General features: G+C 60.1%; 11 protein-coding genes. All 11 read left to right on the top strand.

Annotated elements, in window-relative coordinates:
* The first annotated feature begins 31 nt into the window (after window positions 1-31).
* Complete coding sequence (mobC, locus tag EHO51_RS19660; protein ID WP_164479495.1) at window positions 32-439, top strand: plasmid mobilization relaxosome protein MobC; 408 nt, start codon at window positions 32-34, stop codon at window positions 437-439.
* On the top strand, window positions 436-3,402 hold the full coding sequence (locus EHO51_RS19655; protein WP_124740533.1) for an LPD7 domain-containing protein: 2,967 nt from the start codon (window positions 436-438) through the stop codon (window positions 3,400-3,402). The genes mobC and EHO51_RS19655 overlap by 4 nt, the downstream gene beginning before the upstream one ends.
* On the top strand, window positions 3,389-3,556 hold the full coding sequence (locus EHO51_RS20650) for a DUF6876 family protein (protein ID WP_164479494.1): 168 nt from the start codon (window positions 3,389-3,391) through the stop codon (window positions 3,554-3,556). The genes EHO51_RS19655 and EHO51_RS20650 overlap by 14 nt, the downstream gene beginning before the upstream one ends.
* A gap of 175 nt (window positions 3,557-3,731) precedes the next feature.
* Window positions 3,732-4,361 carry a restriction endonuclease subunit S gene (locus tag EHO51_RS19650; RefSeq protein ID WP_245435133.1) on the top strand — a complete coding sequence of 210 codons (630 nt, stop codon included), beginning with the start codon at window positions 3,732-3,734 and terminating at the stop codon, window positions 4,359-4,361.
* Window positions 4,358-5,875, top strand: coding sequence for a type I restriction-modification system subunit M (locus tag EHO51_RS19645; protein ID WP_124740532.1), 1,518 nt, complete (start codon window positions 4,358-4,360; stop codon window positions 5,873-5,875). The genes EHO51_RS19650 and EHO51_RS19645 overlap by 4 nt, the downstream gene beginning before the upstream one ends.
* Window positions 5,868-6,893, top strand: coding sequence for a virulence RhuM family protein (locus tag EHO51_RS19640; protein ID WP_124740531.1), 1,026 nt, complete (start codon window positions 5,868-5,870; stop codon window positions 6,891-6,893). The genes EHO51_RS19645 and EHO51_RS19640 overlap by 8 nt, the downstream gene beginning before the upstream one ends.
* The gene (locus EHO51_RS19635; RefSeq protein ID WP_164479493.1) at window positions 6,886-8,067 is read left to right on the top strand and encodes a restriction endonuclease subunit S; all 1,182 of its coding nucleotides are present in this window, start codon (window positions 6,886-6,888) and stop codon (window positions 8,065-8,067) included. The genes EHO51_RS19640 and EHO51_RS19635 overlap by 8 nt, the downstream gene beginning before the upstream one ends.
* On the top strand, window positions 8,067-9,518 hold the full coding sequence (locus tag EHO51_RS19630; protein WP_124740529.1) for a Shedu immune nuclease family protein: 1,452 nt from the start codon (window positions 8,067-8,069) through the stop codon (window positions 9,516-9,518). Before EHO51_RS19635 ends, EHO51_RS19630 begins: the two co-directional genes overlap by 1 nt.
* The gene (locus EHO51_RS19625; protein ID WP_124740528.1) at window positions 9,511-10,359 is read left to right on the top strand and encodes an HAD family hydrolase; all 849 of its coding nucleotides are present in this window, start codon (window positions 9,511-9,513) and stop codon (window positions 10,357-10,359) included. Before EHO51_RS19630 ends, EHO51_RS19625 begins: the two co-directional genes overlap by 8 nt.
* Window positions 10,356-13,571, top strand: coding sequence for a type I restriction endonuclease subunit R (locus EHO51_RS19620; protein WP_124740527.1), 3,216 nt, complete (start codon window positions 10,356-10,358; stop codon window positions 13,569-13,571). Before EHO51_RS19625 ends, EHO51_RS19620 begins: the two co-directional genes overlap by 4 nt.
* On the top strand, window positions 13,568-14,284 hold the full coding sequence (locus EHO51_RS19615; protein WP_124740526.1) for a M48 family metallopeptidase: 717 nt from the start codon (window positions 13,568-13,570) through the stop codon (window positions 14,282-14,284). The genes EHO51_RS19620 and EHO51_RS19615 overlap by 4 nt, the downstream gene beginning before the upstream one ends.
* The last annotated feature ends 178 nt before the right edge of the window (window positions 14,285-14,462 follow it).

The raw sequence follows: 14,462 nt of genomic DNA, 5'->3' as shown, positions 1-14,462 counted from the left end.
AGGCAAACCGGACGCTAAGGACGATCGACGAATGGCGGACAAGCGACATTACGATCGGCGCAAGACGCGATTTATCGGTTTCCGCGTCGATGAGACGGAGGCGGCGGCGTTTCTGTCATTCTGCGAAGCGAGGAATCTGACGACAACAGAAGCGCTGCGTCGCATGGTTCGCGCGGCCAGCGACATGGGGCCGACGTTTGACGGCGAAGGACGCGTCGAAGTCGTCGAATTGACGCGACAGCTGCGCGCGATCGGCGTTAATCTCAATCAAGCCGTTCATCATATGAACGCGGGCAACGCTTTCCCGGGAGAGAATGTGCGCGCGTGGCTTATCGAAGCGCATGGGATCATGCGGACGCTCGACGCGCTCTACGCGTCATTGACGTATCGAGCGCGGAGACGCGCCGAGACGGCGATCGAGAAGGACTGCGCCTCATGACGACTCTCGCGGCGCTTGATCTTTCGATTCTGACGGAAGGCTTGCAGCGTCGTCTTGCGGCGAAGAATCGGGCGGCGCTGGACGATCTTGCGGCTGCGGTGCAATCGGCTGAGCGTTACCGCGCGCAAACAGCCAACAGCTCGCGCGCGGCGCCCCGGCCCCGACACGACGAGCGGCCGGACACAGGGCCGCGCGCGCCGGCGCCAGGCGAGAAGTCCCGGGCCGACGATGAATTGCGCGTGAAGCGCGCGGTCGCAGCGAAGGGCAGCGTTTCGCAGACCGACGTCTCGGCGCGTGCGCCCGCCGCGGTTGCGCAAACGGCGCGACCCTCATCGCCGGCACTGGGCGGCCGCGCGCCGGCGACGGGCGCAGCGATCGCATCCGTGCGGTCCGCCTTGATCGCGAAGGCTAATCTTGCGGCCGGCTCGCAGGCGGCGGTCGTCAAGATCGCGAGTTTCGGTTCTGGCGCGGCACGGGCGAAATCGCTTCTGAACTATCAGAGCGACAAGGGCGAACTGACGCTGGAGCGCCATGATGGGTTGATGATCACCGGGCAGCGCTCCGTCGCCGACTTCGCCGCCACGTGGCGCGCCGAAGATGGCCGCGCGCCGTCCAACGACGTGCTGCAGTTCGCAATGCGGTTCGACCGCAGGCTGGAGGCAACGCAGGCGCAAGACGCGCTTACGGAGGCTCTTCGCGGCCATCACTATGCATGGCGGCTTTCGCAGCATGGCGCGCATAGCCGCGTCGACATCGTCATGACGGCCGCGAGTCGCGAGCGCAATGCGGGCGGCCGGCTTCACCGGATCTACGACAATCAGCGGTCGATTGACGGTTTGCGCGATCGGTTGGAGGGCGCATTCGGCCGGGACGCCGAATTTACCGACCCGAAATGGGCGCATGGGGTCGAGGGCGCCACGACGGCGCTGGCTCGACTTACCCGCGGCGGTGAGATCGAGGTATTTGGGCCGGACGGCCGTGTGCTCAAAGATGAAGCCGAGCGCCTCGCGCGCGAGCTGCCGAACCGCCCACCGCGCGCCGCGTCGCGTGAGGCCAATGTCAGCCTGGAAATCGCCAAATCCTGGCGGCCGCATATGCGATCGAGCGCGCCGCGCGACTTTGCGCATGTCATTTTGAGCGCCAAGCCCGGCACGGACAAAGCGGCGTTTATGGACGCCGCGCGGGCGACCCTGGCGCGCGCGTTTGCCGGACATGAGTATGTTTTCGTGATGCATACGAACCGAGAGCATATTCATGTGCATGCGGCGGTTCGACTTGTCCGGGACGACGGCAAGCGGCTCGACCCAAAAATTCAGGATTTTGCGCGCTGGCGCGACACGCTCGCGGCCGAAGCCCGCGCCCGCGGGATCGCCATGGAGAATGTCCGGCGGTTCGACCAGGCGCACGCGCCAGCCTACAAGCTCAAAGACGTGAAGATGATGGAGCGCGGGATTGCGCCGGCGACTGTTCGCCGGCGCGTCGAGCGTGTGAAGAACCGTGAAATTCACAGACCGACGCGCGAGGAAGGCCGGCGGCGCGCGCAGGATGCCGCCCGCCAATGGCGGAACGTCGCCGCCCTGTCGCCGCCTCGATCGCCGCCGCCAGCGCCGGGCGCCGTGCGCCTTTATCGTCTCGACAGCGGCGGCGATCGACGCGGCGCGCTGTTTGCCGCCGATATGGAGACGGCTGCGGCTTATGCGAAGCCAGGTGTCGCCGCGCGGATAATTTATGTGGACGTGCCGGCCGCTCGAGTAACCGAGCTGAAATCCTCGCGAACGCAGCCCGGCAAGGTTTTTGTCGTGCCCCGCGCCATCAGCGCTCTAACCCAACCATTGGACAGCGCGCCGAGCGCCGCTATCGCGCATTTTCAGCACCGCGTCGAGAGCGCTCTAAGCGGTCGCGCGCCGTTGACCGACACAGAGGAGAAAGGCCCCATGCGAACAACCGAAACGATGATCGCCGCGCGCGACGGCATGGCCGATACGATTACGAAAATCGACAAGGCGCTTCCCGACGATGAGGCGCGCGCGCAATTCGCCGAACAGTCGCGTCGGCTGCTCGACAAGGCCGACGAAGCCATCGCCGCGCAAACCAATCTCGAACAGCAAAAGGCGGATGTGCAGAGCGACCGCTACGTGAAGCCGGAGCCCGCGCGTGACCTCGGGCCGATTATCACGTTCGAGCGTAAGGGCGACGAGATCCATTACCACCGACACGATGAGACCGGCGCGCTGCAAACCCTTGCCTTTGTCGACAATGGGAAGCAGCTCGATATTCGCGACTGGAATAACGCGGATTCCGTCAACGCCGCGCTCAAAGTGGCGTCCGAAAAGTGGGAAACGCTCAACATCACCGGGAGCGACGCTTATAAGGAGACTGTTGCGCGGCTCGCCGCCGAGCATGGCTATAAAGTCACAAATCCCGAGATGCAGGATCGCATTCGCGAACTGCGCGCCGAGATCGAAATAAACCGCGCGCGGATTGCCGAAGGCCAGGCGCAGCCCGATGAAAGGCACGAGGCCGCGCCGATGGAGCGGCGAGACAAACGAGACGAGCCTGCCCGCGCCGAAGGTCCCACCTCGACGGCGGCCGAGCGCGATATTCGTCTACAGGAGATTCGGGGGCGGGTAGATCGCGAAGCGGCGCGCGAAACGGAACAGGCTTACCGCGCCAGGGAAGCGAAAGAAGCCCATGACGCGCAAACGAACGAGCAGAGGCCCTATCGCGCGCACGCCGAGGCCGCGAGCGCGCGCGAAGCCGATCGATCCATGGAGGACAACAACCGCCGCGAAATGCCCGCCGATCCCCGCCAGAGCGAGCAGATGCAGAACCTTCGCGAGCAGCAGTCGCGCGTGCTGAAACAGGACGAAGAACAGCGGCGCGTCGACCAAGAGAACGCGGCGCGCATCAATCGCGAGCTGGCGCAGCCTCGGCGGCCGGAAGGCGAAGGTGAGAGTCGATAGTTTGTGCGATACGGGCGTCACCGCCGAGCTTGTCTGCGAGGACGGCGACGGGCGCAGCGTCTACCGCAAGCGCATCGCCTTCACCGACTTCCCTGAGCCGGGCATCCGCTTCTATGAGACCGGAGGCGTCATCCTCCTCCCCAGCGAGTACTGAGGGAGGAGCGGCGCCACAAAAATTTACCCCGGCCGCCGTGCCGTGAGGCCGTGAGGCAGAGACGGAACCCGGGGCTTACGAGGCGGCCACCGAGCCGGCAATAAAAAATGCTGTAACTCGTATACAGCAAAAAGTCTGTTGACGGCCCAGGCTCGCTCGGTTTATGCGCTGTAGCATGGATACAGCAGAAAAAACCCTATCGACAGCCCCACTCGCTGAGTGTTGCGAGATACAGACCGGCTACACCGCTCGCGCCCGGCTTGAGCCAGCGCCCGAGGGTGTTCGCGTGGTTCAGTTGCGAGACATCGGTGCCGAGGGCGAGATCGACATCGAGAAACTGGAGCGGGTCACAATCAGTGATCCTGCCGACCGCTATCTCGTCGCCGCCGGGGATGTTGTTTTTCGCTCTCGCGGGGATCGCAACATTGCGATTGCCCTTGAAACTGGGTTCGCTGAGCCGGCGATAGCCATTTCACCGCTATTCGTCCTGCGGCCGAATCCAGGGGTCATCACGGCTGATTATTTGGCCTGGTCCCTCAATCAGCCCGAAGCCCAGCGGCAAATCGATGCGATCGCTTGCGGCACTGGCATTCGCATGGTGCCCAAGGCCGGCCTCGACGCCCTGCATATCGCAGTCCCCGACCTTGAAACGCAGCGGCGCATGATGGCCATCGACCGCCTTGCCGCGCGGGAGCGCCGCCTTCTGCTCGCGCTCGCCGAGAAGCGTCGCGCCCTCACCAATCTCGTGCTTTCAGCCTGCGCGCACCGCGCCGGCCAGTCCAATATTGAAAGGAACGCCCGATGAACGATCAGATCACGCAACAGCAAGTCAACCAGACCGCATGGGCGGCCTGCGACACCTTCCGGGGCGTCGTCGATGCGGGGCAGTACAAGGATTACATCCTTGTGATGCTATTTCTGAAATACATTTCGGACCTCTGGAACGATCACGTCGAAAGCTACCGCAAGCAATATGGGGGCGACGAGGCGCGCATCCGGCGCCGGCTGGAGCGCGAACGCTTTATCCTTCCCGAAGGCGCGAGCTTTTACGACCTCTATGAGCGCCGCAACGAAGCTAATATCGGCGAGCTGATCAATACCGCGCTGGAGAAGATCGAAGACGCCAATCGCGCGAAGCTCGAAGGCGTGTTTCGCAATATCGACTTCAATTCGGAAGCGAATCTTGGCCGGGTAAAGGACCGCAACCGCCGGCTCAAGAACATGCTGGAGGATTTCGCGAAACCCGCGCTCGACCTGCGGCCCTCGCGCGTCACCGAAGACATCATCGGCGAATGCTACATTTACCTGATTTCGCGCTTCGCCTCCGACGCAGGAAAGAAGGCTGGAGAGTTCTACACGCCCTCCGCCGTCTCGACCTTGCTCGCCAAGCTCGCCGCTCCGAAAGCGGGCGACACCATCTGCGATCCGGCCTGCGGGTCCGGCTCGCTGTTGATTCAGGCCGCGCAGGAAGTCGGCTCCGAGAATTTCGCGCTCTACGGCCAGGAAGTGAACGGCGCGACATGGGCGCTCGCCCGCATGAATATGTTCCTGCACGCCAAGGACGCCGCGCGGATCGAATGGTGCGATACCCTCAACAGCCCCGCGCTTGTGGAGGGCGATCACCTCATGCGCTTCGACGTGGTCGTCGCCAATCCGCCCTTCAGCCTCGACAAATGGGGCGCGGAATCGGCCGATAGCGACCAATACAAGCGCTTCTGGCGGGGCGTTCCCCCCAAATCCAAAGGCGATTACGCCTTCATCACCCACATGATCGAGATCGCAAAACGCCAGAGCGGCCGTGTCGCGGTCATCGTCCCGCACGGGGTTCTTTTCAGGGGCGGCGCGGAGGGGCGCATCCGGCAGGCCTTGATCGAGGAAAACCTTCTCGACGCCGTTGTCGGCTTGCCCGCCAATCTCTTCACCACCACGGGCATTCCCGTCGCCATCCTCGTCTTCGACCGCTCGCGCGAACAGGGCGGCGCCAACGAGAAGCGCCGCGACGTGCTGTTCATCGACGCCAGCAAGGAGTTCACGCCGGGCAAGACCCAGAACGTCATGAGCGAGCCGCATATCGGCAAGGTGCTCGACACCTACCGCGCCCGCAAGGCGATCGAAAAATATTCTCACCTCGCCAGCCCGGAAGAGATCGCCGAGAACGACTTCAACCTGAACATCCCTCGCTATGTCGACACCTTCGAACCGGAGGAAGAAATCGACGTCGCGGCCCTGCAAAAGGACATCGTGCGTATCGAGGCCGAGCTGGCGGAGGTCCGCGCCCGCATGGCCGGTTATCTCAAGGAGCTTGGCGTCGATGTCTGAAGGTGAGCTGATTCTCTACAATACCGAGGACGGCCTCGCGCGAATCGAGCTGCGTGCGGCCGAGGGCACCGCGTGGGTGACGCAGGCCCAGATGGCGGAGCTGTTTCAAACCTCGCCCCAGGCGATCACGCAGTTGATCGCCGCCGTGTATGAGGACGGCGAAGCCGACGAGGCGGCAACTTGTAAGCAAATCTTACAAGTTCGCAAGGAGGGGGCACGAGAGGTATCTCGCCAGCTAAAGCATTATAATCTCGATATTATTCTCGCCGTGGGCTACCGGGTCCGTTCGTCGCGCGGCGCTCAGTTCCGGCGTTGGGCCACGACCGTCCTGCGTGAATATCTCGTCAAGGGATTCGCCATGGACGACGCCCGGCTGAAACAGGCCGAGCAGTGGGATTATTTCGACGAATGGCTTGCCCGCATCCGGGACATTCGCGCCTCGGAAAAGCGCTTTTATCAGAAGGTGCGGGACCTCTACACTACCGCCATCGACTACGACAAAAGCTCGAACGAAGCGCAGCTCTTCTTCAAAAAGGTCCAGAACAAAATGCTCTGGGTCGTCACCGGAAAGACGGCCGCCGAGCTGATCGAGAGCCGCAGCAACGCGGACGCGCCGAACATGGGCCTGACCAGCTGGAAAGGCGCCATCGTCCGCAAGGGCGATGTCGGCACCGCCAAGAATTATCTCGCGGCCGAGGAGATCGAGGAACTCAACCGCATTGTCGTAATGTATCTCGACTACGCCGAGGATCAGGCCAAGCGTCGCAGGCCCGTGACCATGGCCGAATGGTCAGAGAAGCTCGACGCCTTTCTCTCCTTTAATGAACGCGACGTGCTGACCCATGCGGGACGGCTGCGCATGGACGTGGCGCAGAAGCTCGCCGCCGAGCGCTTCGAGGCCTTCGACGCCAAGCGACGCGCGGCCGATGCGCTGGCGGCGGATGAGGTGGATATTGCCGAGCTGGAGGACATGGAGCGGTCGACGAAGAAGGGGAAGAAGGGGGCGTTGGATGATTGACGGCTGGAAACTCAAGCCTCTTGGCGATCTTGTGCGTATCGCGTCCGGCCAAGTCGACCCCAAGGATACTGATGTTGCTAATAAATTCAGTGTGGGGCCCGAGAACCTTCGCTCGGGCGGAGGTTTGGACAAGCTGAGTCTGAGAACAGCAGGACAGCTTGAACAGATTTCTGGAAAGTATGAATTTGATAAGGATGCAATCCTTTATTCAAAGATCAGGCCGAATCTCAACAAAATTGCACTAGTCGACTTCGATGGTATCTGCAGTGCAGATATGTACCCAATATGGGTGCGCGATGCTCAGCAGGCGGTTCGAGATTTCGTCTTCTATGTGATGAACTCAGAACGTTTTGTCGCCGACGCTACGTCCCGCTCATTTCGAACAGGGTTGCCAAAGATCAACCGACCTGATCTTGAGGGCATTGAAGTCTTCATACCTCCCGTTTCACAGCAGCGCAAGATCGCCGAAATCCTGCGCACATGGGACGAGACCATTGAAAAGCTGGAGGTGCTGCGCGCCCTCAAAGCGCGCCGGCTAGAAGCGTTTCGCGACGAACTCTTGTTCGGAGCGAGGGGCAATGCGAGGCGTAGCGCTGACTGGCCTCTACGTCGTCTCGGTGACGTTACTTGCGAATTGACGACGCGCAACAATGACATGGTTCTCGCCCGAGAGCTCGTCATGGGCATAACCAATTCGCGCGGAATCGTTCCGATGCGCGAGCAAACGATCGCCGACGACATCTCGCGATACAAACTCTTGCCGCCCCGCGCCTTCGCGTACAATCCGATGCGTATCAATGTCGGTTCCATCGCCATGAACGGAGACGAGCAAACCGTGCTCGTCAGCCCGGATTATGTGGTGTTCGCCTGCAATGCCGGCGGAATTGAAGCTGATTACCTCGACCACATTCGTCAAACACGCTGGTGGTTGCACCACGTCAACAGCGGCGGAACCGGCAGCGTTCGCCAGCGAACCTATTACGACGATCTCGCGGCACTGCATCTTCCGCTCCCCGAGCCGAACGAACAAGCCGCCATCATCGCCGTGCTCAACTCCGCCAAGGCCGAAATCGCGGCGACGGAACGAATGCTCGATGTCATAGCCCGTCAAAAACGCGGCTTGATGCAGAAGCTGTTGACGGGCGAATGGCGAGTGAAGGCGGAGGCCGACTGATGGCGCCCGTTTTTCGTCAGCATGACCCAGATCGTGATGGCACCCTCGAAATCGAGGAGGTTCATCCGAACTTCGTGGAGGTATACTTCGTGCCCCCGGAGCACAGCTTGCTCGCGGCAGGGCTCGATCCGACGCGGGCAAAGAGCTACCGCACAAAGCTGCTGGACATCAACGGCCAGTGCAAATTTCTGACAATCCATCCAATCAGCACGTTCGGAGACAATGACGATTTCCTGAAGCCGAAGTATGACCAGATCGAGCGGATCACGCTGGCTGATATGGACATCGTCTTTCGTGGCAGCGACGATGGTGGCGTGCCGACGACGCCGGAAGGCGTGCTGGAACTTCTCGAAGGACTGCCTTCTGCTTTTACGAAAGATTACGCCTACGGCCTCGGCCTGGCGAAGCCGTATCGATTCATCATCGATGCCGTGGAAGAGCTGTCAGACTGCACCGAGCTCGTCGTCACCAGCGAACACGCCACTGGTCCCGACTCCGAGGACAATAAACTATTCTACATTGCTAAGAAGGATTTCGAGCAGGCGCGTCGGGCCATGAATAGCATCGACAACCTCTCCCAGTCCGCCGCCCGTGCCGTCAAGGAGACTACGGCCTACAACATTTTGGCAGAGCGACTCGGCATGCCGAAGCTCGATCCAAAGGCGGGCCGGCACCCCTATCGAAGGCTCTTTACCGCAGTGGCGCAGGGCAAGGAGGAGCTGTCGGAGGAGGACCAGAACGCCGTGATCGGCGCTCTCAGCAAGAACGTCGCCGGCATTGCCGAAGTCCAGCCGGAAAAGCTTGCAAAACTGCGCGGCGACATCGAGCTTGTGACGCTCGAAGCGTTGATCAAGCGATATGACGAGATGCTCGGTGAAAAGCTTGTCGAGGGTCGCTGGCAGGCGTTCTTCAATGAGAATCCTTTCATCCTGAACATGGCCTTCGGTTATCCTGTCATCAAGGTTCGCGACCAGGCCTCGGTTGGCGGTAGGAAGCTGTCAGGTGATGGAGAAAAGATCACTGATTTTCTGGTCAAGAACAGTTTGACCAACAACACTGCGATCTTCGAAATCAAGACGCCACAGACCGCGATCCTCAACAAGACCCCATTCCGGGACGGCGTTTTTACGCCATCCGCTGATCTTTCGGGGTCGATCAATCAGGCGCTGGATCAGAAGTATCAGTTTCAGAGGCAGATTGCGCAGATCAAAGACAACTCACGGCTCTACGACATCGAATCGTACGCCGTGCATTGCTGCCTTGTCATCGGCAGGACGCCCGACGGCGACGACCAGAAGAAATCTTTCGAACTGTTTCGGCGCAACTCAAAGGACGTCGAGATCGTGACGTTCGACGAGCTGCTCGAAAAGCTCAAGCAGCTCGGTGTTTTCCTGCGGGCTGTCGACGAGCCAGCTAAATTTGAAGAACCGAAGGGCGATGGCAATGCCTAAGAAACACATGGAAATGGCAATCGCCTATGACTTCGACGGCACGCTTGCCGACGGGAATATGCAGGAACACCAGTTCCTGCCGGACATCGGCATGAAGCCCAAGGCTTTTTGGGCGGAAGTGAAGCGGCTCACCAAGGAGCATCAGGCGGACGAGGTACTCGTCTATATGAACCTGATGCTAAAGAAAGCCCGGGGGGCGAGCGTTCCAGTACGCCGCAAGGACTTCAAGGATCGCGGCAGAACCATCGCTCTATTTGAGGGTGTCGAAGGCTGGTTCGACCGCATCAATGACTATGCCCGCTCGAAGTGCGTGAAGCTCGAACATGTGCTGGTTTCATCCGGCAACGCCGAGATTTTCGCCGGCACGGCGATCGCCCCCAAGTTCGCCCATACCTATGCGTCGAAATTCATGTTCGACGAAAACGGGGTAGCGGAGTGGCCGGCGCTCGCCGTCAACTACACGACCAAGACGCAATATCTTTTCCGCATCAATAAGGGCGCGCATGACCTCAGCGATAACAGCGCGGTCAATAAATTCGTCGCCAAATCCGAGCGGCCGATCCCCTTCGAAAACATGATTTTCATTGGCGATGGGTCCACCGACATCCCCTGCTTCCGATTAATCAAGGAGCAAGGCGGCCTCTCGATCGCCGTTTACAAGCCGAGCACCAAGGGCGCTCGGGGCAAGGCCGACGGTTATATCGCAGATGGCCGCGTCCATTGTGTCGCGCCCGCGAATTACTCGGAAGGAGGGGACCTCGACAAAATCGTAAAGGCGCAGATCGACGCTGTCGTGGCGCGCTCCGGGGTCGAGGCCTTCTACGCAAAGGGGGCAAAATGACCTTCGAGGCGGCGGAGAAACATCAATCCCAGATTCCAGCGCTTCAGCTTCTTGTAGCGCTCGGCTTCACCCCGTTGAGCCAGGCGGAAGCGCTTGGCTTACGCGGCGGACGCCAGCGCAATGTGGTGCTCGACGACGTGCTCGTCGAATGTCTGTTGCGGCTCAACAGCTTCACGCACCGGGGCCGCGAATATGGCTTCGATCTGGAAGACGCACATGAGGCCCTGCGCCGCCTGAAGCCGACGCCCGACCGGCTCAAGGGCCTGCGCGGAACCAATCAGGACATCTATGACACGCTGGTGCTCGGCACCACGATCACCAAGACCATCGACGGCGACTCGAAAAGCTATTCCTTCCGCTTTATCGACTGGGAGAATCCAGCCAACAACAGCTTCCATGTGACGGCCGAATATGCGGTCGAACGCACCGCGAGCACCCAGACGAAGCGCTGCGACATCGTTGCCTTCGTCAACGGCATCCCCTTTCTGGTGATCGAGAACAAGCGCCCCACGGAAAGCCTGAAAAGGGCGACGAGCCAGCTCATCGGATACCAGAACGAGGACAACATCCCGCAGCTGTTTCATTTCGCGCAGCTCCTGATGACGATGAACCGGGGGGAGGCCCGCTACGCGACCGTCGGCACGCCCCAGAAGTTCGGGCAGTCCTGGCGCGAGGACGAAGACACTGACGCGCAGATCGCCTTGGTTGCCAACCGCGGCCTTTCATGCGCCGAAAAGGACAAGGTCTTTTCGGGAGATTTCGCGAACGCGCGGCCCTTTTTCGAGGCCCTGGCGAGCGAGGGCGAGCGGGCAGTCACAGCCCAGGACCGCGCCATCTATGCGCTGTGCCGTCCCGAGCGGTTGCTCGACCTCATCCGCCGCTTCACCGTCTTTGACGGGGGGATGCGCAAGGTTGCTCGTCACCAGCAATTCTTCGGCATCCGTAAGGCGGTCGAGCGGGTCAAGCAGTTCGATATGAACGGTGTCCGCAAGGGGGGCGTCATCTGGCATACGCAGGGTTCGGGTAAGTCGCTCACCATGGTGATGCTCGGCCGCGCCCTCGCGCTCGATCCGGCCATTTCCAATCCTCGGATCGTCATTGTCACGGACCGCGACGACCTGGACAAGCAGATCAAGGACACGTTCAAGTCCTGCGAACTTGAGCCGGTCCGCGCAACGAGTGGTTCGCACCTAGTTGGGTTGATCCGAAACCGCGCTAGCCTCGTCACGACGATCATCAACAAATTCGACACGGCGCTGCGTGGTCCAGAGATACCCGACACCGACGCCAATGTGTTTGTGCTCGTTGATGAAAGCCATCGCACCCAGACGGGGCGCTATGGCGGCCACAGCCAGTTCGCCACGAAAATGCGCCGCCTTTTGCCCAAGGCTTGCTATCTAGGCTTCACCGGCACCCCGCTTATGAAGAAGGACAAAAACACCCTTTCGACCTTCGGCGGGCTGATCCACAAATACGCGATCGACGAAGCTGTTGCAGACGGGGCGGTTGTCCCGTTGCTTTATGAGGGCCGCCTCGTCGAACAGCAGATCACGGGCGATGTGATCGACCGCTGGTTCGAGAAAATCAGCGAAGGGCTGTCCAACCAGCAGAAGGCCGACCTCAAGCGCAAGTTCTCACGCATGGACGTGCTGGCCAAGACGGGACAGGCGATCCGCGCCAAGGCCTTCGACATATCTGAGCATTTTCGTCAGCATTGGCAGGGCACGGGTTTCAAGGCCCAGCTAGTTGCCCCGTCCAAAGCGGCGGCTGTTCGCTTCAAAGAGGTCCTTGACGAAATCGGCCACGTCACCAGCGAGATCATCATCTCGCCGCCCGATGATAATGAAGGCAATGAGGACATCGACAAGGAATCGCGCGACCTCGTCAAGGCTTTCTGGGGCCGAATGATGGCGCGCTACAAGACCGAGGACGAGTATAATCGACAGATAATCGACGCTTTTAATGGATCGGGCGATCCAGAAATCCTGATTGTCGTATCGAAGCTCCTCACGGGTTTTGACGCGCCCCGAAACACCGTACTTTATGTCTGCAAATCGCTTCGGGAACACAATCTCTTACAAGCCATCGCCCGCGTGAATCGTCTCTTCGAGGAGGAAGGAACCGAGAAGGAGTTCGGTTTCATTATCGACTACGAGGGACTCCTTGGTGAGCTCGACAGCGCTCTCTCTACTTACAGTGCCTTCGACGGGTATGACGCGGCCGATCTTGCCGGCACCGTGCATGACGTGCGTGAGGAAATCAGGAAGCTCCCCCAGCTTCACGAACAGCTGTGGGACCTCTTCAAGCCCGTGCGCAACAAGAAGGACATGGAGCAGTTCGAGCAATTCCTCTCCGACAAGGCTATTCGCCAAGACTTCTACGCCCGTCTGCGTGCATTCAGTCGCTGCCTTCATATCTCGCTGTCGTCCGATAAATTGCTTGACGTGTCCGATCAGCAGAAGATCGACGCCCTGAAGCGGGATTGGAAACAGTTCACGGAGCTGAAGCGATCCGTCCAGCTGCGCTATCAGGAAACCGTAGACGTGAAGGAGTTCGAGCCAAAAATCCAGAAATTGCTCGACGATCACGTCGTCGCCATGCCCGCTGAAACGATCATCGAACTGGTGAATATCAATGATCCCGGCGCGCTTCAAGCCGTTGTAGAGGAACAGGGCGTTTCCCAGGCGTCAAAGGCGGATCGTATTGCCAGCGCGACCCGCCGCGTCATCACCGAGAAAATGGAGGAAGACCCGTCCTTTTACCGGCGGTTCTCTGAATTGCTGGAAGAGACCATCCGCGAGTATCGCGCCAAGCGACTATCGGAGAAGGACTACCTGCAAAGGGTGATCGACTTGGCGAGCAAAATCGCTCGCAAAGATCGCGGGCAACGCGTTCCCGAAATCCTCAAAGGCGATGAAGACGGTCAAGCCTTCCACGGGCTTCTCAATGGTCGGCTCACATTCGCCGGCGGCACGCCGCTCGACGAAGAGCACACGGCGCAAGTGGCCCTCGCCATCATCGAGATCGTCAAGCAGCACCACATCGTCGATGTCTGGTCGAACGAAATGGCTCAGAACGCCATGCGAAACGCCATCGACGATTACTTCTTCGATGTGCTGCGCGACGAGATGGGCATCACTCTGACGGTAGAGACAATGGACGAGCTTGAGCAGAAAATCATGGATCTTGCTCGCGCACGGTTCCCAGGATGATGCGCGAGCAAATTTTCATCGAGTATGGGGAGCACCGGATTATATGCACCCTCGAACGGCGGCCCAGAAGAACGCTCGAAATCGCCGTCGAGCCGGATATGACCGTTTCTGTTGTGGCTCCGCTCGATGCGTCAATCGAGGCTGTCGAAACAAGGCTGCGCAAGCGCGCTGCCTGGATACTGCGGCAAAAGCGATATTTCATGCAGTTTATCCCCAGGACGCCTGAGCGCCTCTATGTCGCGGGAGAAACCCACCTCTATCTTGGTCGTCAATACCGCCTGAAAATAATCGAAAATATCCAGCAGCGCGTTTCCGTTACACGAGGCTCCCTTCTTGTGCATTCCCCTCGTCCCAAGAATTCGCAGGTGACACAGGAGATCGTAGAGAGTTGGTTTCGTGAGCGTGCGAAGGTCAAGTTTGCCGAGCGTCTCGCCGTCTCAGTCGACCGCTTTCCGGTGCCGGAAACCTTTACCCCTATCGCGCTTGTCGTCAGGCACTTGCCGCAGCGCTGGGGTTCGATGACGACGGCGGGTCGGCTGATACTGAATCGTCGCCTGGTTCACGCCCCAATCGATGCGATCGATTACGTCATCACCCATGAGCTTTGCCACATGGCCGAGCCTCACCATGGCCAGGCTTTTTTTGCTCTTCTGGATCGAACTCTGCCTGATTGGCGCAAACGAAAGGACCGACTGGAGCGGATGATGGCGTGACTACCGTACCCCCCGGTTCCCTTTCTGCTTCGCAGCCGGGGCGAGCGCATGAGAGGTTCGAGCGAATTTGCTGAGGGGATTTCGGTGTACGCGCACTCTAGCGTCAACGCGTAACGGCACGACCCGTCAGAAACTTGCCTTTTCCGATTGACCGCTTCTCCGGCGAAGCTATCCTCTC

This window comes from Methylocystis rosea (assembly GCF_003855495.1).
In the GTDB taxonomy this organism is placed as follows: domain Bacteria; phylum Pseudomonadota; class Alphaproteobacteria; order Rhizobiales; family Beijerinckiaceae; genus Methylocystis; species Methylocystis rosea_A.
The sequence above is the reverse complement of the archived record's forward strand: the minus strand, read 5'-3'. Positions and strand labels throughout refer to the sequence as shown.

Coding starts and splice junctions, on each gene's coding strand:
- mobC (WP_164479495.1), top strand. CDS start 32: ATGGCGGACAAGCGACATTACGATCGGCGCAAGACGCGATTTATCGGT.
- EHO51_RS19655 (WP_124740533.1), top strand. CDS start 436: ATGACGACTCTCGCGGCGCTTGATCTTTCGATTCTGACGGAAGGCTTG.
- EHO51_RS19650 (WP_245435133.1), top strand. CDS start 3,732: ATGGATACAGCAGAAAAAACCCTATCGACAGCCCCACTCGCTGAGTGT.
- EHO51_RS19645 (WP_124740532.1), top strand. CDS start 4,358: ATGAACGATCAGATCACGCAACAGCAAGTCAACCAGACCGCATGGGCG.
- EHO51_RS19640 (WP_124740531.1), top strand. CDS start 5,868: ATGTCTGAAGGTGAGCTGATTCTCTACAATACCGAGGACGGCCTCGCG.
- EHO51_RS19635 (WP_164479493.1), top strand. CDS start 6,886: ATGATTGACGGCTGGAAACTCAAGCCTCTTGGCGATCTTGTGCGTATC.
- EHO51_RS19630 (WP_124740529.1), top strand. CDS start 8,067: ATGGCGCCCGTTTTTCGTCAGCATGACCCAGATCGTGATGGCACCCTC.
- EHO51_RS19625 (WP_124740528.1), top strand. CDS start 9,511: ATGCCTAAGAAACACATGGAAATGGCAATCGCCTATGACTTCGACGGC.
- EHO51_RS19620 (WP_124740527.1), top strand. CDS start 10,356: ATGACCTTCGAGGCGGCGGAGAAACATCAATCCCAGATTCCAGCGCTT.
- EHO51_RS19615 (WP_124740526.1), top strand. CDS start 13,568: ATGATGCGCGAGCAAATTTTCATCGAGTATGGGGAGCACCGGATTATA.